Origin of the sequence: Shimia sp. MMG029, assembly GCF_027947445.1 — a bacterium.
In the GTDB taxonomy this organism is placed as follows: Bacteria; Pseudomonadota; Alphaproteobacteria; order Rhodobacterales; family Rhodobacteraceae; genus Shimia.
On the sequence record NZ_JAQJIM010000007.1, the window covers coordinates 168,815 to 187,859 of the forward strand.

The 19,045-nt window shown below is 57.6% G+C and carries 20 protein-coding genes; 12 read left to right on the forward strand and 8 right to left on the reverse strand.

Features of this window, described 5'->3' with window-relative positions; translation table 11 throughout:
- Window positions 1-6: 6 nt before the first annotated feature.
- Complete coding sequence (locus PJL69_RS16160; RefSeq protein WP_271310586.1) at window positions 7-813, reverse strand: protein-disulfide reductase DsbD domain-containing protein; 807 nt, start codon at window positions 811-813, stop codon at window positions 7-9.
- A gap of 223 nt (window positions 814-1,036) precedes the next feature.
- Here PJL69_RS16160 and PJL69_RS16165 point away from each other — a divergent pair, with 223 nt between their 5' ends.
- Window positions 1,037-1,561, forward strand: a complete 525-nt coding sequence (locus PJL69_RS16165; protein WP_271310657.1) for a YqgE/AlgH family protein — start codon at window positions 1,037-1,039, stop codon at window positions 1,559-1,561.
- 30 nt (window positions 1,562-1,591) lie between these two features.
- On the opposite strand, the gene PJL69_RS16170 is transcribed toward PJL69_RS16165, so the two are convergent.
- Together PJL69_RS16170 and PJL69_RS16175 are read right to left on the reverse strand one after the other, a co-directional pair.
- Complete coding sequence (locus tag PJL69_RS16170) at window positions 1,592-2,734, reverse strand: serine hydrolase domain-containing protein (protein WP_271310587.1); 1,143 nt, start codon at window positions 2,732-2,734, stop codon at window positions 1,592-1,594.
- Window positions 2,735-2,811: 77 nt separating this feature from the next.
- Window positions 2,812-3,756, reverse strand: coding sequence for an L-threonylcarbamoyladenylate synthase (locus PJL69_RS16175; RefSeq protein WP_271310588.1), 945 nt, complete (start codon window positions 3,754-3,756; stop codon window positions 2,812-2,814).
- Window positions 3,757-3,875: 119 nt separating this feature from the next.
- Between PJL69_RS16175 and PJL69_RS16180 the strand changes: the two genes are divergently transcribed.
- The 5 genes from PJL69_RS16180 (at window position 3,876) to PJL69_RS16200 (ending at window position 8,029) form a co-directional block, all read left to right on the forward strand.
- Window positions 3,876-5,597: an acyl-CoA dehydrogenase gene (locus tag PJL69_RS16180; protein ID WP_271310589.1), complete on the forward strand. Its 1,722-nt coding sequence runs from the start codon at window positions 3,876-3,878 to the stop codon at window positions 5,595-5,597.
- Window positions 5,597-6,643, forward strand: a complete 1,047-nt coding sequence (locus PJL69_RS16185) for an MBL fold metallo-hydrolase (protein WP_271310590.1) — start codon at window positions 5,597-5,599, stop codon at window positions 6,641-6,643. The genes PJL69_RS16180 and PJL69_RS16185 overlap by 1 nt, the downstream gene beginning before the upstream one ends.
- Window positions 6,644-6,653: 10 nt before the next feature.
- The gene (locus PJL69_RS16190; RefSeq protein WP_271310591.1) at window positions 6,654-7,103 is read left to right on the forward strand and encodes a DUF6173 family protein; all 450 of its coding nucleotides are present in this window, start codon (window positions 6,654-6,656) and stop codon (window positions 7,101-7,103) included.
- Window positions 7,104-7,218: 115 nt separating this feature from the next.
- The gene (locus tag PJL69_RS16195) at window positions 7,219-7,353 is read left to right on the forward strand and encodes an aa3-type cytochrome c oxidase subunit IV (protein ID WP_209098461.1); all 135 of its coding nucleotides are present in this window, start codon (window positions 7,219-7,221) and stop codon (window positions 7,351-7,353) included.
- 40 nt (window positions 7,354-7,393) lie between these two features.
- On the forward strand, window positions 7,394-8,029 hold the full coding sequence (locus tag PJL69_RS16200; RefSeq protein WP_271310592.1) for a hypothetical protein: 636 nt from the start codon (window positions 7,394-7,396) through the stop codon (window positions 8,027-8,029).
- Window positions 8,030-8,126: 97 nt separating this feature from the next.
- Here PJL69_RS16200 and PJL69_RS16205 read toward each other — a convergent pair whose 3' ends face one another.
- Both PJL69_RS16205 and PJL69_RS16210 read right to left on the reverse strand, forming a co-directional pair.
- The gene (locus PJL69_RS16205; protein WP_271310593.1) at window positions 8,127-8,447 is read right to left on the reverse strand and encodes an AzlD domain-containing protein; all 321 of its coding nucleotides are present in this window, start codon (window positions 8,445-8,447) and stop codon (window positions 8,127-8,129) included.
- Window positions 8,444-9,160: an AzlC family ABC transporter permease gene (locus tag PJL69_RS16210; RefSeq protein ID WP_271310594.1), complete on the reverse strand. Its 717-nt coding sequence runs from the start codon at window positions 9,158-9,160 to the stop codon at window positions 8,444-8,446. Before PJL69_RS16210 ends, PJL69_RS16205 begins: the two co-directional genes overlap by 4 nt.
- Before the next feature lie 146 nt (window positions 9,161-9,306).
- Here PJL69_RS16210 and fdhD point away from each other — a divergent pair, with 146 nt between their 5' ends.
- The 4 genes from fdhD to PJL69_RS16230 are packed head-to-tail and all read left to right on the forward strand — an operon-like array spanning window position 9,307 to window position 12,615.
- The gene (gene fdhD, locus PJL69_RS16215; protein ID WP_271310595.1) at window positions 9,307-10,194 is read left to right on the forward strand and encodes a formate dehydrogenase accessory sulfurtransferase FdhD; all 888 of its coding nucleotides are present in this window, start codon (window positions 9,307-9,309) and stop codon (window positions 10,192-10,194) included.
- Window positions 10,191-10,814, forward strand: coding sequence for a molybdenum cofactor guanylyltransferase MobA (gene mobA / locus PJL69_RS16220; RefSeq protein ID WP_271310596.1), 624 nt, complete (start codon window positions 10,191-10,193; stop codon window positions 10,812-10,814). The genes fdhD and mobA overlap by 4 nt, the downstream gene beginning before the upstream one ends.
- Window positions 10,815-10,864: 50 nt before the next feature.
- A complete protein-coding gene (gene mobB / locus PJL69_RS16225; protein WP_271310658.1) occupies window positions 10,865-11,305 on the forward strand; it encodes a molybdopterin-guanine dinucleotide biosynthesis protein B in 441 nt (146 codons plus the stop codon).
- Between the two features lie 35 nt (window positions 11,306-11,340).
- A complete protein-coding gene (locus PJL69_RS16230) occupies window positions 11,341-12,615 on the forward strand; it encodes a molybdenum cofactor synthesis domain-containing protein (RefSeq protein ID WP_271310597.1) in 1,275 nt (424 codons plus the stop codon).
- A gap of 28 nt (window positions 12,616-12,643) precedes the next feature.
- Here the strand turns inward: PJL69_RS16230 and PJL69_RS16235 are convergent, their stop codons facing one another.
- Together PJL69_RS16235 and greA are read right to left on the reverse strand one after the other, a co-directional pair.
- A complete protein-coding gene (locus PJL69_RS16235) occupies window positions 12,644-13,687 on the reverse strand; it encodes a hypothetical protein (protein WP_271310598.1) in 1,044 nt (347 codons plus the stop codon).
- 3 nt (window positions 13,688-13,690) lie between these two features.
- Window positions 13,691-14,161 (reverse strand): transcription elongation factor GreA, encoded by a 471-nt coding sequence (gene greA, locus PJL69_RS16240; RefSeq protein WP_209098474.1) that lies wholly within the window; start codon window positions 14,159-14,161, stop codon window positions 13,691-13,693.
- Window positions 14,162-14,412: 251 nt separating this feature from the next.
- On the opposite strand from greA, the gene PJL69_RS16245 reads away from it, so the two are divergent.
- On the forward strand, window positions 14,413-16,062 hold the full coding sequence (locus PJL69_RS16245; protein ID WP_271310599.1) for an electron transfer flavoprotein-ubiquinone oxidoreductase: 1,650 nt from the start codon (window positions 14,413-14,415) through the stop codon (window positions 16,060-16,062).
- 206 nt (window positions 16,063-16,268) lie between these two features.
- A complete protein-coding gene (locus PJL69_RS16250) occupies window positions 16,269-17,975 on the forward strand; it encodes a tetratricopeptide repeat protein (RefSeq protein ID WP_271310600.1) in 1,707 nt (568 codons plus the stop codon).
- Window positions 17,976-18,041: 66 nt separating this feature from the next.
- On the opposite strand, the gene PJL69_RS16255 is transcribed toward PJL69_RS16250, so the two are convergent.
- Window positions 18,042-19,043 carry a polyprenyl synthetase family protein gene (locus PJL69_RS16255; protein ID WP_271310601.1) on the reverse strand — a complete coding sequence of 334 codons (1,002 nt, stop codon included), beginning with the start codon at window positions 19,041-19,043 and terminating at the stop codon, window positions 18,042-18,044.
- Window positions 19,044-19,045 lie beyond the last annotated feature (2 nt).

Consider the following 19,045-nt stretch of genomic DNA (forward strand, 5'->3'; position numbering starts at 1 on the left):
TCGGTCTCAGCCGGTGCAGCCATGAATATCGACCGCTTCACCAGTGCTCAGCACGGTGAAGCGCAGATCCGCGCGATTGATCAGAAACGACGCATCCGACACATGCATCATTTCGGTTTCGGCAACCAAAGTGTCCCCGGATCGTTTGGTCGTGCCTTCCGCCACCCAGATCTCTGGATTGGCGGTTTCAATCACCGCCACTTCGTCAGCACCCGCCCGCGGCATCTTGATCTTGGCCTGCAGTTTGATCCCATCCTCACTCGGCGTCAGGGTGCATGTGACCTGATGCACGCCAGCCTCCTCTGCAGACAGCGGCTGATCCACAATGGAGGCCACAATCCGCGCATCCCGCGCACCGGGTGCTGCCAGCTCGCCATCAATCTTGAGCCGCTGCGGCACGCAGATCTCGCGACACACACCAATGTCGAGCACCGCCTTCAGACGTACAGGTTTGCCAGCCTGTATCGGGGCAATCTTCACCGGCAAAACCAGATCTTCGGAATAGCCGATGGAGCGCATGCCATTTTCATAAAACACGTCGGGCGTCGGCCAACTGATCGCCAGATCTCCCACATTGCGCGACCCGCGCCAGGAAATCTGAGGCGGTATGCCGGCGTCGCCGGGCGCGCGCCAATAGGTCTTCCACCCCGGGTTGAGCGTGATCCGCACGCCTGCCATATGCGTGCCGTCTGCATTGCGCCAACCGGGCAAAACCTCCGCCTGCACCACTTGGTCAAAGGACTGAGCGGAGGCCATGGCAGGCAATACGAGGGCGCAGAGCGGGGCGAGGCAGTGGGCGATTGTCTTGAACATGTGTATCAGATGGGCCAGAATCGGGCGAATTCCAACTCACATTTGGGCGAGATTGCTGTGTGTGATTGAAACAGAACGCTTACCTCTTGAGTCTATGATGATTGGCGCACATGGTGGTTGAACAGACAGCGCGTCTGACAAAGGAGGCGTTTTGAGCAGCGAAGACAAAAGCCGCAATGAGACAAAAGATGAGCTCGATTTCACCGGGCAGGTCCTGATCGCCATGCCCGGCATGGAAGACACACGGTTTGCCAATTCGGTTGTGCTGATGTGTGAGCATTCCGAAAAGGGCGCAATGGGGTTGATCATCAACAAATCCATTGACGGTCTGAAGCTGACCGATCTGTTTGAACAGCTCTCCATTTCCACCCATCAGAAAGAGGCGCCCGCCGCGCTTCATTTTGGCGGGCCAGTGGAAACCGGGCGCGGGTTCGTTCTGCATTCCCCTGAGTATCAATCCGGCCTCAGCCATATGAAAGTGGGGACCGATTTTGCCCTGACCACCACGCAGGACGTGCTTGAGGATATGGCAGAGGGTCGTGGCCCGCAAAAAGCACTGACCATGCTGGGCTACAGCGGTTGGGGGCCAGGGCAGCTGGAGCGCGAGATCGGTGAAAATGGCTGGCTTGTGGCCGAGGCCGCACCCGATCTTGTGTTTGACGCGCCGGATGGCGAAAAATGGGGCAATGCGCTTAAAAGCCTCGGGGTGGATGCGCTGACGCTCTCAGCCAGTGCCGGGCGCGCCTAGAGGCGGGTCAAAAGTCTGCTTCAACCAGCCTCATGGCGCATAAACCGCCGCTTCAAACGCTTCATAGGTCCGCAAATAGCGCGCCTCCACAAAGGGCAGGGACTGCGTGAAGACAAGGCCAGCCACATCTGAGGCCGGATCGACCCAGTAATGCGTGTTGCACACCCCGGCCCAGCTTTGTGAACCGGCTTTGCGCCGTCCCGAAACATCGGCTTCAAAACGCACAGCTGCAAAGCTGTGGGTGGTGCCCTCGGGCAATTCTACATCTGCTGTCACCGGTGGCGCCACAGTCACCATTTTCTGAAAGGTCTTGCCCTCCATCTGGTCCTCCAGCATTTCGGCGAAGGCTCTTTCAGAGAGGATGCGGTGCCCGTCCAGCGTGCCTTTGTTCAAGAACATGCGGAGAAATTTCATGTAGTCCGCTGCGGTGGAATAGAGGCAATGCCCCATGCCATAGACTTCGGGCTTTGGCGGCGGCGCCAATTCAAAGGGCACAAAATTGCCGTTCTCATTACGGGCCCGCACCTCTGACAGCCGGTCCGCAAAGGCTTCCGGTTCAAAGGCAGTGTCTGTCATGCCCAGCGGGGCAAAGATTTCCTCGTGGCAGAACTGGTCAATCCGCCGTCCGTCAAGGGTCTCAACCACTTGCCCCAACCAGTCGATGCCTGGGCCATAACCCCAGCGCGCGCCGGGATCATACATCAGCGGATAACTGAGCGCGGCTTTTGTTCCGCTCAAAATGCTCGGATGCCCGGTCGCTTCGAGGTATCTGCCCACATTTGGGTTCCAGAACTCATATTCCAGACCGCTGCGATGGGTGGCCAGATGGCGGATGGTGGCCGTAGTTTTGGGGGCACGCATCACGGGCGTATCTCCATCCCAGCGCTCCAGCACCTGCAGCCTGTCCCATTCGGGCAGAATGTCGGCAACTGGTGTGTCCATCGACAATTTGCCCCGGTCGATCAGGATCATCGCTGCCACTGACCCGATGGCCTTGGTGGCGGAAAAAATCCGAAACACCGTATCCTCCGTGGCGGGGCGACCCGCGGCAGCCTCTCCCGAACTGCCGCAATAGGTGACCCCATCAGCGTTGGCACTCATGGCCACCACAAAGGGTACATCCTGTGCGGCGACGGCATCTTTGAGGATGCGATCAAAATTCTCAGACGACATTGTATTCCTCCCAGATCTTGATTGGGAGGGAGGCTAGCGCAGGTGCCTTTTCAAAACAACGGTGCAGACGTGAGGGCTCAATCCCTTGGCGCAGCTGCCCGTTTCAGCCGGTCATTGATCGCCAGTCCAAGTCCGGTTTCCGGGATCGGCGACACCGCGATGGGTGCGTCTCCGTTCTGGTCAAGCTTGTGCAGATGGTGAAACAGATTTGCCGCCGCTTCGGTCAGGTCGCCCGCAGGGCTCAGATTTAGCGTTGCCCCTTCAACGTAGCCAAAGCCCAAAAGTCGCTCGCCAGCGGTTATGTCGGTTGCGTTCAGTCGCACCGTAGCACCGGGGGCATAGTGAGAGGTCATCTGTCCCGGCGCGGTCAGCGGGGCGTTGTCTGCCCGCCCGGTCACCGGCGCACCCAGCGCGGCTTCCAATGCTTCCACCGGGAGGCCACCGGGGCGCAGCAGTGTTGGGGTCTCTGATAGCCCGAGAATGGTGGATTCCACGCCCACATCACAGGCCCCGCCATCCACCACCGCTTCAATCCGGCCTGTGAGGCCTGCGATCACATGGGCGGCTTCGGTCGGGCTGATTTTGCCCGATGGATTGGCCGAAGGCGCGGCAACCGGGCCATCAAAGGCCGCAAGCAGGCCCTTGGCCACCGGGTGGGCTGGCACGCGGATCGCCAGCGTTGGCAATTCGGCGGTGACGAGCGGAGACAGGCCCGAATCCGGGCGGATCGGCAGCACCAGCGTCAGTGGTCCGGGCCAGAAGGCTGCGGCGATCCGATCTGCGGTATCGCTCCAAATGACGTAGCGTTTCGCAGCTTCCACATTGGCCACATGCACGATCAGCGGGTTGAAACGGGGGCGCCCTTTGGCCTCAAAAATCCGCGCCACGGCATGGTCCTGACGGGCGTCAGCCCCCAGTCCATAAACGGTTTCCGTAGGGAACGCGACCAAACCACCGCCTGTCAGTACAGTCGCAGCCTCAGCAAAGCCATCGGCGGTGGCGGATAGGGTTTTGGTATCCAACTCAGGGCTCTCCTGTGACGTGGCGTTCCGCTATGATAGGGTCAGCCACCCCACTATCTTGGCGTTCAAAAGCTGCATACAAGCGTCATTACACAAAGCCAAGCCTGCCGGAGAGACACATGCCCTTTCGCGCCCCAGTGACTGATTTCCAATTCCTGTTCGATCACGTGGTCGATTTCGCTCAGATCTCTGCAACCGAACGCTTTGGCGATGCGGACAGCGATACGCGCGATGCCATTCTGGTAGAAGCAGGCAAAATGGTCGAAGAGGTCATGGCGCCCTTGCAGCGCAATGGCGATCTTGAAGGGGCCGTGCTGGAAAACGGGGTGGTGCGCACCTCTCCGGGCTTTGGTGAGGCTTACAAACAGATTGCAGAAGGCGGCTGGGTCTCCACCAGCGCCGATCCGGCCTTTGGCGGCATGGGGCTGCCCCATTCCATCACCACAGCGGTCAACGAAATGATGGCCTCTGGCTGTCTGTCGCTTCAGCTCAACCCGCTGATGACCCAAGGCCAGATCGAAGCGCTGGAGCATCACGCCTCTGATGAGATCAAAGCAACCTATCTCCCCAAGCTGATCTCAGGTGAATGGGCCGGCACCATGAACCTGACTGAGCCCGCCGCAGGCTCTGACGTGGGCGCGTTGCGCTCCAAAGCGGAGCCGAACGGTGATGGTTCTTACGCGGTCACCGGTCAGAAGATCTACATCAGCTGGGGGGACAACGACTTCACCGAAAACGTCTGCCACCTTGTGCTGGCCCGTCTGCCCGATGGTGTGCCCGGCACCAAAGGCATCAGCCTCTTCATCGTGCCGAAGTTCCTGCCAGACGAAAACGGCGCACCGGGTGTGGCCAACACCCTGAAAGTGGTCAGCCTTGAGCACAAAATGGGCCTGCACGGCTCCCCAACCGCCGTGATGCAATACGACGGGGCCAAAGGCTGGCTGGTCGGGCCAGAGCATGGTGGCATGAAAGCCATGTTCACCATGATGAACAACGCACGCCTCGGCGTGGGTGGTCAGGGCGTCGGCACCGCCGAAGCGGCCTATCAGCACGCCCTCAGCTACGCGATGGACCGCACCCAGGGCCGCAGCCCGATCGAGGGTGGCACCGGCACCATCATGGATCACGCCGATGTGCGCCGCATGCTGACCGGCATGAAAGCCGACATCTTCGCGGCCCGCGCCATCGAAATGGCCTGCGCTGTCGCGATTGACATGGGCACCGCCACAGGCGCCGCAGATTGGAAAGCCCGCGCCGCCTTCCTCACCCCGATTTCCAAAGCCTTTGGCACTGATGTGGGCATGAAAGTCTCCGAAGACGGTGTGCAGGTCCACGGTGGCATGGGTTTCATCGAAGAAACCGGCGCTGCGCAGTTTTATCGCGATGTGCGTGTGACCGCGATCTATGAAGGCACCAATGGCATTCAGGCCATGGATCTTGTGGCGCGCAAACTGATGGATGGTGGCGACGCTGCCTACGCCATCCTTGATGAGATCGAAGACTGCGCCGAAAAAGTGCGTGAAAGCATGGCCGATCTGGCAGAGCCTCTGTGGCAGGCCACCGAAACCCTGCGCGAGGCCACCGAATGGATGGTGGCACAGGGCGATCTGAACGACCGCTTTGCTGGCTCCGTGCCGTTCCTGCGCGGCTTTGCCCGCGTGCTGGGTGGCTACTACCACCTGCGTGCCGCCATTGCGGAGGGCGGTGAAGGTCCACGCAGCAAACTGGCGAAATTCTACATCAAACGCCTGCTGCCAGAGCATGCAGGCGTGCTGGCCCACGCCATGGAAGGTGCAAGCGATCTCTATGCGCTGAGCCCAGAAGAACTGGGAGCCGCCTGATGGCAGACGGCGCGGCCGGCGGCATCCGTTATCCATGGGACACTCCCCCGGCAGAGGGGGAAGCCATCACCGTGGCCGAAGGGGTGCTCTGGATGCGCCTGCCGTTGCCGATGAAGCTTGATCACGTCAACATCTATGCGCTGGATGAGGGCGACAGCTGGACGGTGGTGGACACAGGGTTTGACAGCAAGCGATCACGCGCGATCTGGCAAAAGCTTCTTGATGGCCCGCTTGCGGGAAAACCCGTGGGGCGGGTTGTCGTCACCCACCACCACCCCGATCATGTTGGCCTTGCGGGCTGGTTTCAGTCCGCACATGGTGCGGAGCTCTGGACCACCCGCACGGCTTGGCTGTTTGCCCGTATGCTGCAGCTCGATGAACAGGCTTTGCCGCGTCAGGAAACGCTGGATTTCTACCGCGCCTGCGGCATGGACGAAGAGATTTTCCAGAAACGTGCCAGCGAACGCCCTTTCAACTTTGCTGATATGGTCGCGCCTATGCCGCTTGGCTTTAAGCGCATTAAACAGGATGATGTGATCCGCATGGGCGGGCGGGACTGGGACGTGCATATCGGCAACGGCCACGCGCCAGAGCACGCCACTTTCTGGAGCCGCGATGATCATCTGGTGCTGTCCGGCGATCAGATCCTACCGTCCATCAGCTCCAACATCGGCGTCTACGCCACAGAGCCAGAGGCCGATCCGGTGGCGGATTGGCTGGAGGCCTGTGAACGGCTGGCGACCTACGCGCGGGAGGATCAGCTGATTCTTGGCGGCCACAAACTGCCCTTCACCGGCGCGCCAACCCGCATGCGCCAACTGATCGACAACCACCACGGCGCGCTCGACCGCTTGAAAGATCATTTGGACGATCCGAAAACCGCAGGCGAATGCTTCCCGCCTTTGTTCAAGCGCACCATTGATGAAGGGGCCTACGGTCTCGCCTTGGTGGAGGCCCTTGCTCATTTGAACCATCTCAACCAGATTGGGGAGATAAGCCGGACAATGCGCGAAGATGGCGCCTACGTTTGGCAGAGGATCAAATAAGGCAGCTTTTATGAGCGAAGACATCAAGACCACAGCAGAGGCAGCAGAGGCTGCGGCTCTGCCCCGCCGCCGTGAGGTACATTCAAATCCAGACGTGGCAGAGGTCGAGGTGCCCGAAAAGGTCGCCAAGGAACCCGTACAATCCAAAAGCGCAGCGGAATGGGCCTATGAGCGGCTGATCCTCTATATCCAGAACTTCGAAAAGCAGCTGGATGAATCCCACGAAGTTGCCATGGGTTTTGTCGGCGGAGAGGCCGGTGTGCTGCGGATCGAGGGCATGGGCTATTTTGATCCCGACATCGTGACCTTCTACGGCACGGACTCAAGCGGCATCAAAACCCAGCTTGTCCAGCACGTCAGCCAGCTCAATGTGATGCTGCGTGCATTGCCCAAACCCAGCGATGATCGCAAGGCCCCCACGCGCATCGGTTTCCGCCTGGCAGAAGGGCTGAAGAAGTAGGCGCGCGGCCAGTGCGTCATTTTGTGTCGCCTTTCACCGGGCTTGCTTTGCGCAGGCAGGGTGACAGGTGATGCTGAATCAGCTATCCAAAACGTAAGCGACAGGAGGAATGACCATGGCAGAACACAAACACGGCTCGATGGATATCGAAGTTCAGGAAAAAACCTTTGCAGGCTTTATCAAAGCTTCTGTGTATGTGGCCGCTGGCAGCATTGGCATTCTGGTCTTCTTGGCGCTCTTCAACAGCTAAGGTCTAAAGGGCCGCATTCGGGCCACAGAGGTGCCCCCTCATGATCAGAACTTTTCGTTTGATGGCGCTGGCTTTGCTGGCGCTTTCTGTTGCGGCTTGTACCATTCGCAATCCGGTGGAGACCAACGCACCCGACCGTGATGTTGCTGCGGCGCGGTATGCGCATTCCGGTCCCAAACAGCTGACGCTCTATACTATGGTGTCCAATGACAATGGGGCAGGGGCGCACAGTTCTCTTTTGATCAACGCCAGCGAACGTGTGGCTTTTGATCCGGCTGGCTCATTCCGTACCGAAGGCATCATCGCCAAAAATGACGTGGTCTACGGCATGTCACCTTACCTTGTGGATCAATACACCCGCTTCCATGCGCGCGAGACCTTCCATGTTGTTGTGCAGTCTCTGGACGTCAGTCCAGAGATCGCCGAACTGGCACTTCGCAAGGCGCAGTCTCTTGGTCCGGTGTTGGAATCCCAATGTGCGCTCACCACCTCGCAGTTGCTGTCGAGTTTGCCGGGGTTTGAAGATGCGCCGGGCACGTTTTCGCCGCTTAAGCTGAGTGAGTATTTCGCGGCCAAAGGGGCGAGCTATGATCGTCTGTTTGAATATGACGACGCGGACAAATCCAAGGTTCTTGCGGCTTTTGTGCCGGAATATGAGCGCGCGGCGACCAACTAATTTGCGCACGTTAACCATGAATCTGTGGAAGTTCTGTGCGTGAAATGCCACCGACGCAATACCGTAGGGATACCGACGCGATACCGACGTGTGATTTTCAGAGGATTTGCAGCCCGCCAAAAAGGGTTAACGCACCGACGAGGATCGCCCAGAGTATGTTTTTGGTGACATAGCCGGTGACCAGCGTCGCCGCCGCTGCCGCCATCCGCGCAGGGTCAGGCTCGCCCCCTGTGGCGCTTGGCCAAATCACCAGCGGGGCCACAAGGCCGGGCAGCACCGCAACTGCGGTGTAGCGCAGGTGGCGCAGCACCCACTCGGGCATTTGCCGGTCGCCGATGATGCCCAGAAACACGTAGCGCAGCCCAAAACTGCCGATCCCCATGCAAATGATAATGATCCAGGTCGTGGTCTCATTCATTTGGAATCCCTCACTTTTTCGGTGCGTCGCTCAACTTCAGCTCCGGTGATCATCCCTGCCGCAGCGGCCACCATCAGCCCGAGATTCCAAGGCAGGAAGGCGAATGTCAGCGCCGTGATGACAGAGACCACCGCCGCCAGAACATGGGCTTTGGTGCGCAGCATCGGCCCGATCATCGCCAGAAATGTGATCGGCACCGCAAAATCCAACGCAAAGGAAGGCGGAATGGCCTGCCCCACCACCGCGCCCACCAACGTGGCGGCGTACCAGACTGGAAACACAGGGGTAATGGAGCCCACAAAGTAAGAGAATTTTTGCCCCAGCGTCATTTCAGTACGCTTCTCAAACTCAATGATTGCAAGGGCATAGCTCTGATCGACCAAGCCATAAGCGACGAAGGCCCGTCGCCAGAAAGGCAGGCCCCCAAAGTGTGGTGTCAGCGATGCCGAGTACATCGCCATGCGCAGATTTACGGTCAGCGCGGAGGCAATCACAACAAATGTCGGCGCGTTTTCCGCCATAAGCTGCAGCGCGGTGAATTGGGCCGCCCCGGCAATGACAACCACTGAAAAAGCAAGGGTTTGCAAGACAGGGAGCCCCGTTTCCGTGGCCACAACCCCAAACAGCAGGGCAAAAGGCCCAACCACCAATAGGAAGGGGAGACCATGGCGAAAGCCGCGCATAAACTCGGTGCGATCAAAGAAAGATGTCATGAGGTCCGCCAAGCAAACAAAGCATGCAACGCCTAACCAACTCAGGGCAGGGTTGCAATGGATTGAACAGACGCAAACGTGTTGGATTGGTGGTGGTCATTCTCGGGAAAGCTGATTAGGTTTCAATGCGATGTGGAGGATGTTTCATGGCAGATGCACCAGAGACAGCGGGCTATTTGATTGCGCCAAACCCCAAAGCGCCGCGTTTGACGCGGGCCGTTATGGGCACCGATCAATTTGGGCAACCGACTGAAATCTCAGTTGTGGAAGAGCGGCCCCTGACCATCTACCTCAACAGCCGCGAGATCGTGACGGCAATGACCATTGGGGATCATCCAGTCTATCTCGCTCTTGGTTTTTTGCTCAACCAAGGCATGCTTCAGCCGTCAGACAAAGTGACGGGCGTGGATTATGATGAAGAGCTTGAAGTCGTCGTGGTGCGCACCGAAGCGCAAACAAACCACGAAGAAAAGCTCAAGAAAAAAACCCGCACATCCGGCTGCGCTGTCGGCACAGTGTTTGGCGATATGATGGAAGGCTTAGACGGTGTCACGCTGTCCAAGACCGCAGTGCGCACCAGCGATCTGTACACTCTGGCGCATAAAATCAATCGCACGCCCTCTCTCTATCTGGAGGCGGGGGCTATCCATGGCACGGTGTTGTGTCAGGGGGCGCAACCCCTTGTTTATATGGAAGATGTAGGCCGCCACAACGCGGTTGATAAGATCGCCGGATGGATGTTTCAGGAAGGCGTCAGCGCAGAGGACAAGGTGCTTTATACCACGGGGCGGCTGACCTCAGAAATGGTGATCAAATGTGCGTTGATGGGCATTCCTGTTCTGGCTTCCCGTTCTGGTTTCACCGCATGGGGCGTTGAAATCGCACAACAGGTTGGCTTGACCCTGATTGGCCGCATGCGGGGGCAGCGGTTTGTCTGTTTGAGCGGAGAAGAGCGTCTCGTGCGAGATGCCGATCCGCACAGCATCCCGCAAGAACCCCGCAAACAAGGACGCAAAGGCGGAGAAACAGCGTGAAGCAACCTTTGGGAGTGATCCTCGCTGGCGGGCAGGCCACACGTATGGGCGGTGGTGACAAAGGCCGCCTCATGCTTGGGGATCGCAGTATATTACAGCATGTCATTGACCGGTTGGAGCCGCAGGTGGCGGGGGTTGCGCTAAATGCCAATGGCGACCCTGCGCGGTTTGAAGACTTGGCTTTACCAGTGGTGCCGGATTCTCTTGCAGAGTACCCGGGCCCTCTTGCCGGTGTCCTTGCGGGCCTTGATTGGGCCGCGGAGCAAGGCGCCGAATCCATCGTTACTGCTGCGGCTGACACCCCGTTTTTTCCATGCGATTTGGTCCCGCGTTTGCTTTTGGCTTCCGAGCAGGCAGACCATCCGATTGCACTCGCGGCATCAGGTCAGATTGGTGCTAAAGTCTGGCGGCAGCCAACATTTGGGCTTTGGCCAGTTGCGCTGCGGGATGACTTGCGAAACGCATTGAAAGACGGTCTTAGAAAAGTGGTGTTGTGGACGGATAAGCACAACGCTGGTGAAGCCACATTCATGCATAACGGCTTGGATCCGTTCTTTAATGTCAACACCCCGGAGGACCTGAAAGAGGCGCGCCGGATGTCTGGAGAGGCAGAAGAGTGAAGCAGGTTTATGGCGTGGTCGGTTGGAAAAACTCCGGCAAGACAGGGTTGATGGAACGCTTGGTGGCCGAAATTACGGGACGCGGATTTTCGGTTTCGACCATCAAGCATGCGCACCATAGTTTTGACGTGGACCAGCCCGGAAAAGATAGTCATCGGCACCGGGTTGCTGGCGCGAGCGAAGTGCTGTTGGCAAGTGGTACGCGTTGGGCTTTGATGCACGAACTGCGTGATGCAGAAGAGCCGCCACTCTCAGAATTGTTGGAGAAACTCGCGCCCGTCGATTTGATCTTGATTGAAGGTTATAAACGTGACGATCACCGCAAGATCGAAGCGCACCGCGCGGTGACTGGCAATCCGCTGATAGCGCCGGACGACCTGACTGTGCGTGCGATAGCTTCAGACACGCCGCTTGAAATTGACCGGCCGGTGATAGAATTGGATGACACCACCGCGATCGCAGATTTTATTCTCGCTGATCTTGGAATGTAGACGCTGTTTCAGGTGGTTGCCGGGAGGGTATGACTATGGCTGAAGACAATGACTTGGTGCCACCACCGTTGAAAAACGATTGTTTCGCGCTGCCTTCAGACACGCATTGGACGCCTGTTGCCGAAGCTTTGGCGCTGCTCCAAGAGCGCTTGGATATTTGCGTCGGCGAAGAATATGTGGCGCTTGCAGACGCGCTTGGCCGCATTTTGTCAGAAGACCTGATAGCGCAGCGTTCCAACCCGCCTCAGCCCAACTCTGCTGTCGATGGTTTCGGCTTGCGACATGCTGATATTGTAAATGGTCCACAGAGCCTTCCGTTGGTGCTGGGGCGCTCTGCTGCCGGTGCGCCCTATCAGGGCACGGTTCCAGAAGGACACGCGATACGGATATTGACGGGCGCAACTATTCCTCAGGGCGTGGATACCGTGATTTTACAGGAAGATGTTAACACGGACGGTGACGTGATTGCGTTTCATGGGCCTCTCAAGAAAGGCGCGAACACGCGCAAAGCAGGCGAGGATGTCGCCGCCGGTGATGTGATCTTGGTCAAGGGCCGACAGATAACACCTGCTGACTTGGCCCTTGTGGCGGCCACAGGTGTTGGTGCGCTTAAGGTTTATAAGCGACTGAAAGTCGGAGTTATTTCGACCGGAGACGAACTGGCAGAGGCGGGTGACACCGCACGTGCTGATCAGATTTATGACGCCAATCGCCCAATGCTGTTGGCAATGATCTTACAGTTTGGATTCGAGCCGGTAGATATGGGGCGTGCCCCCGATGATCGGTTGGCCGTGAAGCGGTTTCTTGATGAAGCAGCGATGAAATCTGACTTGATCCTGACGTCTGGAGGCGCTTCTGCTGGGGACGAAGATCACATGTCAGCTCTGTTGAATGAGACAGGAGCGATGGCGCTTTGGCGCCTTGCCATCAAGCCGGGTCGGCCGCTTGCTTTGGCGGTGTGGAATGGAACGCCCGTATTTGGCCTACCGGGAAACCCGGTTGCGGCGATGGTTTGTACATTGATCTTTGCGAAACCTGCGATGTCTTGTCTGGCGGGGGCAGGGTGGCAACTTCCAGCGCCGCAGTGGGTGCCCGCAGCGTTCACAAAGAGCAAGAAAGCGGGAAGGCGAGAATACCTTCGGGCACGTCTGAGGGACGGCAAAGCAGAGGTGTTTCGCTCAGAAGGGTCAGGTCGGATCAGTGGTTTAAGCTGGGCAGATGGATTGGTTGAGTTGCCGGATGAGGCGATGCAGGTCTGCGAGGGGAGCCTTGTTGCATACTACCCCTACACAGCGTTCGGTTTGAGCTGAACGCGGCATTCCTGTCTCCAAGTAAGGGTCAGTCAAATATCCCAGCAACCCTGCCCAAAAGCATGAATGCGCGCGCTGTACGTGTTTCGGAAAGCGCTGCGATGTCTGAGTCGGTTGCTGTTTCCTCAAACTCGACAAAGCTGTTGTCAAAACGACGAAGGAAGTGGTGCGCGGCGTCCCTGAAAATCGCATCTTGCTTCATGCGGCCCGCAGCCAATGCAAGAGAACTGCGATCTCGCACCCCGCCCAATGCGCCGATGGGCTTGCCACGCACGCCTGATGCGAAACGGCGCCAAATTTCAGGCCGTGCCAAGTCTGGTCGCAAATCATCCATGTAGATCCCGTCCTGACTGAGCAAGGTCAACACATCTTGGCTCGCTTGAATCAGCTGGGCGGCTTGCCTGTCGCGTAGCGCCTTACGCAAAGCGGCAAAGCCATCTGCATCCTCTGCGTTTTCAGGGAAATTCAGGGCCTGGATGAAATCGGAACGCGCGAGAGGCGGAGAAAGATCCTCTGCTGGCGTGCCCAAGGCGAGCGTGCCCTGATCGATCTGCGCATGCTCTGGCGTGTCAGGTGATGCGGGTTTGCGAATGCTGTCTGTTCGGTCACGGCTGGATGAGAAGGTTGCCAGAGCAGTTTCCGTTTTCCGAGTCGCCGCTGCGATTTCATCCAGTTTTTTTGTCACAGACGGTTCAACGCCCTGGGCGGCTTGTGCGCCCTGGGCCTGCAGCACATAGGTGCGTCGCATTGCGTCAATGGCGGCTTGAAGGCGCGCGCTTTCCTCACGCATCACGCGCGATGAGCGGGCAGCGGTTGCTGCTACCCAAATCATCGCAACGGGCATGAACACCGTGAACAGTGTCATCAAGAAGGCGACACCGTCGGAATGATCAAACGGATTGCCAGGAAGAATCATAAAGAACACGACCGCCCCGAGCAACCAAGCGAAAGTCGCGCCAACCGCAATCCACTCAATGACGGTGATCTTTGGTTGCAAAGGCTTTTCGTAGATTCCCAGCGGCGTTGACTGGGATTGCGTTTCGTCTTTCATACCTGTCTGTCTGGTACTCATCAGTTACTTATACGCGATCGTGAGCACTTCGTAGCTTTTTTCGCCGCCTGGCGTGCGCACTTCAACGCTGTCGCCCTCTTCTTTGCCGATCAAGGCGCGGGCGATTGGCGATTTTATGTTGAGAAGACCCTTTTCCACATTGGCTTCGTGCTCGCCAACAATTTGCCATGTCTTCTCTTCGTCAGTGTCCTCGTCCACCAAGGTGACTGTTGCGCCAAATTTGATGGCGCCAGACAAGGTCGCAGGATCAATAACCTCGGCGAGCCCAATCACGCCTTCAAGCTCTTTGATACGACCCTCAATGAAGCCCTGTTTTTCACGTGCAGAGTGATATTCGGCATTCTCTTTGAGATCGCCAAGCTCGCGCGCAGAGGCAATTGCTTCAATGATTGCAGGACGTTCGACTGTTTTCAGCTGCTTCAATTCCGCTTCGAGCGCTGAGTGACCAGCGCGAGTCATTGGTAGTTTTTCCATGGGTGCGGTCCCGTTGGTTTTTGGCCGCCATAACAGCAGGGCGGCAGTTCTGTTTCAACTGTTGCAGTGCAGCATGCACCGAGGCTCCTTAAAAATGCAAGTGGTCCTCCTATTGCAAGGATAAATGTGCGGCTGTGCCGCAAAATCACTTTAATGGGGCGAAATGTCGTCGGGTTCTGATTGACGGATCGAATATAGTCACGCTAGCAGATGCGAAAGAATATTACCCAGCGAGCCGGAAGGGGAAGCCAATGTCGGAAATCGAACGCGAAGCCATGGAGTATGATGTTGTGATTGTTGGCGCGGGCCCTGCGGGTCTGTCAGCTGCGATCCGTCTGAAACAGCTTGATGCGGACCTCGACGTTGTGGTGTTGGAAAAAGGCTCTGAGGTTGGGGCGCATATCCTGTCTGGTGCGGTTCTGGACCCGTGCGGTCTGGATGCGCTGATCCCTGACTGGAAAGACAAAGGCGCGCCGCTCAATACGCCGGTGAAAGAAGACAACTTCTTCATGCTGGGCGAAGCCGGCGAAATCCGCATCCCGACCTTCCCGATGCCGCCCCTGATGAACAACCACGGCAACTACATTGTCTCCATGGGCAATGTCTGTCGCTGGATGGCGGAGCAGGCCGAAGAGCTGGGCGTGGAGATCTTCCCGGGCATGGCGTGCTCTGAGCTGGTCTATGGCGACAATGGCGAAGTCAAAGGCGTGGTGGCCGGGGTCTTTGGTCTGGAAGAAGACGGCTCTTATGGCCCCGGCACCGAGCCCGGCATGGAGCTGCACGGCAAATATGTGTTCCTCTCTGAGGGCGTGCGGGGCTCGCTCGCCAAAGAGGTGATCGCCAAATACAATCTGCAGGACGGCAAAGAGCCGCAGAAGTTTGGCGTGGGTATGAAAGAGATCTGGGAGATCGCCCCGGAGAAGCACAACGAAGGCGAAGTGACCCACACCATGGGCTGGCCGCTGGGCAGCAATGCGGGCGGCGGCTCCTTCATCTATCACCTTGAGAACAATCAGGTCTATGTCGGGTTTGTGGTGCACCTGAACTACAAAAACCCGCATCTGTTCCCCTACATGGAATTCCAGCGCTTCAAGCATCACCCCAAGGTGGCCAAACTGCTTGAGGGCGGCAAACGCGTGGCTTACGGCGCGCGTGCGATCTCAGAAGGCGGCTATCAGTCCATGCCAAAAATGGTGGCGCCGGGCGTCGCGCTCCTGGGCTGTTCTGTGGGCATGGTCAACGTGCCGCGCATCAAGGGCAACCACAATGCGATGCTGTCTGGCAAGGCCGCTGCGGAAGCCGCCTTTGAGGCGATCAAGGCCGAGCGTTCCGGCGATGAGCTGAGCGCTTATGAAGAAGAGGTGCGCACCGGCGCGATTGGCAAAGACCTCAAGAAGGTGCGCAATGTGAAGCCGATCTGGTCCAAATGGGGGCTGACCGCGTCTTTGATGCTGGGTGGTCTGGACATGTGGACCAACACCCTTGGCTTCTCCCTGTTTGGCACGGTCAAACACGGCAAGACCGATGCAGAGGCCACAGAAGAGGCCAGCAAGCATAAGCCGATCGACTATCCCAAGCCCGATGGCAAACTGTCGTTTGACCGTCTGACGAATGTGAGCTTTTCCATGACAAACCATGAGGAAAGCCAGCCTTGCCACCTGCGCTTGGCCAACCCGGAAACCCCTGTGGCCGTGAACCTGCCGAAGTTCGCAGAACCTGCACAGCGCTACTGCCCGGCCGGTGTCTATGAGGTCGTGGAAGAAGAGGGCAAAGACGCCCGCTTTGTGGTCAATTTCCAGAACTGCGTGCACTGCAAAACCTGCGACATCAAAGACCCAAGCCAGAACATCACATGGGTCACCCCGCAAGGCGGCGACGGACCAAACTACCCGAATATGTGATTATCCTTTTGGTGCAACATGGCATCAGCCAATCCCCGGTCTGCGCAAACAGGCCGGGGTTTTGCGTTTGGCTGGCTGATTTTTGCGGAACACAGGTCTTCCCTCCAAAACTTGAACGGAATTGGGCGCATTATTGCCTGCCCACCATTGCGTGTCCCAATGGGCACGACTACGTTCTAGGGATAGCCTATGCATGGGAGTTTCACGTGGCCAAAAAGCTTATCAGATCAGTTGCCTTGTCAGCGGTTTTGGCCGCGCTGTCGTTTCCATCGTATGCAGACGGTCTTGCAGGATCATACCTCGCTGCACGCCAGGCCACTTATGAAGCGGACTACAGTGAAGCTGCGCGGTACTTCACGCAGGCGCTTACACGGGACCCAGGCAATCCGCTGCTGCAAGAAAATGCGGTTCTCGCCTTTCTCGCTCTCGGTCAAATTGATCGTGCCATGCCGATTGCCCGTCAAATGGTCGCGGATGGCAATGGCAGTCAACTTGCCGAGATGGCCCTGACGACTGGACTGGTTGAAGACGGGAATTTTACGGAACTTCTTGAACGCTTGGCCGATGGCGGTGTCGGGCCTCTCGTTGATGGCTTGTTGAAAGCTTGGGCTGAGATTGGTCGCGGGGAAATGTCTGAGGGTCTTGAGGCATTCAACGAGGTTTCCAATGAGCCTGGGCTTGGTGGGTTTGCCGCATACCACAAAGCGATGGCTTTGGCGTCCGTGGGCGATTTTGAGGGCGCGCTGAGCGTCTATGAGGCCGATGCGATGGATGGGCTGCAGCTGACGCGCCGCGGCGTGATGAGTGAAGTTGAGGTTCTGTCGCAGCTTGAGCGCAATGAAGACGCTATCGCACGCATTGATTCTGCGTTCGGCAGTGATTTGGATCCCGCTCTGCGCGAGGTGCGCGATCGCTTGGTGGCTGGGGAAACCTTGCCCTTCACGCATGTGACCAGTGCCGCAGATGGTATTGCCGAGGTGTATCATTCGATTGCAAGCGCGTTGCGCAATGAAGCAAATGCCGACTACACGCTATTGTATGCGCGTGTGGCCGAATACCTGCGCCCGACCCACACAGAAGCGTTGTTGATGACGGCTGAATTGCTCGAAACGCTTGGTCGGTATGAATTGGCCTCTCAGACATACCAAAAGGTTCCAGCCGAGGACCCTTCGTTTCATGCTGCTGAGCTCGGAAGAGCGGAGGCCCTGCGGGAGACTGGCAAAACGGAGGCCGCGCTTGAAGTTCTTGAGCAGCTGACGCGCAGCCATGGTGATGTGCCTTACGTCTTTACTGCGTTGGGCGATCTGCGCCGCCAGGAGCGTGATTTTGCAGGTGCGATAGAAGCTTACGATGCGGCGATAGGGCTGTATGACACGCTTGAGCGCCGCCAGTGGTTCCTCTTGTATGCGCGCGGCATCAGCCACGAAAGGCTTGATCAGTGGGAGCAGGCTGAGGCAGATTTTCGCAAAGCGCTGGAGCTTAATCCCGAGCAGCCACAAGTTCTGAACTATCTTGGCTATTCACTTGTTGAAAAGCAGATCAAACTTGATGAAGCGCTTGATATGATTGAGCGCGCCGTGGCAGTGCGTCCCGACAGTGGCTATATCGTGGACAGTCTTGGCTGGGTTCTTTTCCGTCTTGGACGGTATGAGGAGGCTGTTGAGCACATGGAACGCGCCGTTGAATTGATGCCGGTTGACCCGGTTGTGACCGACCACTTGGGTGACGTTTATTGGGCCGTGGGGCGCAAGCTTGAAGCACAGTTTCAATGGCGTCGCGCATTGAGTTTTGTGGACGGTGACACGGTTGAGGAAGCCAATCCTGATCGTATTCGCCGCAAACTGGAAGATGGCCTCGATGTGGTTTTGGAAGAAGAGGGTGCTGCGCCGTTGACCGCAGAGAATCAGAACTGAGTTTTAAGCAGTTTTCGCTGTCTTAAGGCGCGCTTTGGTATGATCCGAGCGCGCCTGTTTGTTTGATCAGCTCAGGCGTTCAACCACGTAATCCGCAATGCCAGTGAGCAAGTCTCGGATTTCATGCTCTGGCAGTTTGGCCATCGCGGCCTTGGCTTTTGCTGTCCAGGCATAGGCATCATCACGCGTGGCTGAGAGCGTGCCGTATTTGTCCATCAATTCAAGTGCATGCTCAAGATCACCGTCCTGTTGGCGCCCTTTTTCTATGGTGCGCACCCAGAATTGGCGCTCGTCTTCTGTTGCCCGTGCAATGGCTTTAATAACTGGAAGTGTGAGCTTACGTTCGCGGAAATCGTCGCCGATGTTTTTGCCTGTTTGTGATGTCTCGCCCTGATAATCCAAAAGATCGTCGGCAATTTGGAAGGCGATGCCAAGTGCATCTCCGTAGTCAAACAGAGCCTTCACGATTTCCGGACCTGCATCAGCAATCACACCGCCAACCTCGGTGGCGGCAGAAAAGAGCGCTGCGGTTTTGCCACGCACAACCTGCAGATAGATGTTCTCGTCGGTACGCAGGTCGGTCGCTGCTGTGAGTTGCAGAACCTCGCCTTCGGCGATGGTGGCGGATGCGTTTGAGAGGATCCGAAGTACATCGAGTGACCCGGTTTCCGTCATCAGCTGAAAACTGCGAGAAAAGAGGTAATCGCCAACCAGAACCGAGCTTTTGTTGTCCCACAGCAGGTTTGCAGTGGGGCGCCCGCGGCGCTGCGCGCTTTCGTCAACGACATCATCATGCAAAAGCGTAGCAGTGTGAATGAATTCGACGGTCGCAGCGAGGTGCACATGGTGTGGGCCATTGTATCCACACAGGCGCGCGGCAGCGAGTGTGAGCATGGGGCGCAGGCGTTTGCCCCCGGCGCCAACCAAATGGGCAGTAACTTCTGGTATGCGCGGTGCATGTTCTGATGCCATGCGCGCTTCGATAAGGTTGTTGACCGCCTCCATGTCGTCGCGCAACAAAGTGGCGAGGGCTTCATGTGGTTTGCTGGCAGCGTGATCGAGGCTCATCT

Excerpts from the sequence above, each read along its gene's own strand:
- PJL69_RS16195 (WP_209098461.1), top strand. The coding sequence starts at position 7,219 with ATGGCAGAACACAAACACGGCTCGATGGATATCGAAGTTCAGGAAAAA.
- PJL69_RS16205 (WP_271310593.1), bottom strand. The coding sequence starts at position 8,447 with ATGAATGAGACCACGACCTGGATCATTATCATTTGCATGGGGATCGGC.
- PJL69_RS16180 (WP_271310589.1), top strand. The coding sequence starts at position 3,876 with ATGCCCTTTCGCGCCCCAGTGACTGATTTCCAATTCCTGTTCGATCAC.
- fdhD (WP_271310595.1), top strand. The coding sequence starts at position 9,307 with ATGGCAGATGCACCAGAGACAGCGGGCTATTTGATTGCGCCAAACCCC.
- mobB (WP_271310658.1), top strand. The coding sequence starts at position 10,865 with ATGGAACGCTTGGTGGCCGAAATTACGGGACGCGGATTTTCGGTTTCG.
- PJL69_RS16245 (WP_271310599.1), top strand. The coding sequence starts at position 14,413 with ATGTCGGAAATCGAACGCGAAGCCATGGAGTATGATGTTGTGATTGTT.
- PJL69_RS16170 (WP_271310587.1), bottom strand. The coding sequence starts at position 2,734 with ATGTCGTCTGAGAATTTTGATCGCATCCTCAAAGATGCCGTCGCCGCA.
- PJL69_RS16200 (WP_271310592.1), top strand. The coding sequence starts at position 7,394 with ATGATCAGAACTTTTCGTTTGATGGCGCTGGCTTTGCTGGCGCTTTCT.
- greA (WP_209098474.1), bottom strand. The coding sequence starts at position 14,161 with ATGGAAAAACTACCAATGACTCGCGCTGGTCACTCAGCGCTCGAAGCG.
- PJL69_RS16160 (WP_271310586.1), bottom strand. The coding sequence starts at position 813 with ATGTTCAAGACAATCGCCCACTGCCTCGCCCCGCTCTGCGCCCTCGTA.
- PJL69_RS16185 (WP_271310590.1), top strand. The coding sequence starts at position 5,597 with ATGGCAGACGGCGCGGCCGGCGGCATCCGTTATCCATGGGACACTCCC.
- PJL69_RS16210 (WP_271310594.1), bottom strand. The coding sequence starts at position 9,160 with ATGACATCTTTCTTTGATCGCACCGAGTTTATGCGCGGCTTTCGCCAT.
- PJL69_RS16190 (WP_271310591.1), top strand. The coding sequence starts at position 6,654 with ATGAGCGAAGACATCAAGACCACAGCAGAGGCAGCAGAGGCTGCGGCT.
- PJL69_RS16230 (WP_271310597.1), top strand. The coding sequence starts at position 11,341 with ATGGCTGAAGACAATGACTTGGTGCCACCACCGTTGAAAAACGATTGT.
- PJL69_RS16165 (WP_271310657.1), top strand. The coding sequence starts at position 1,037 with ATGCCCGGCATGGAAGACACACGGTTTGCCAATTCGGTTGTGCTGATG.
- PJL69_RS16255 (WP_271310601.1), bottom strand. The coding sequence starts at position 19,043 with ATGAGCCTCGATCACGCTGCCAGCAAACCACATGAAGCCCTCGCCACT.
- PJL69_RS16235 (WP_271310598.1), bottom strand. The coding sequence starts at position 13,687 with ATGAGTACCAGACAGACAGGTATGAAAGACGAAACGCAATCCCAGTCA.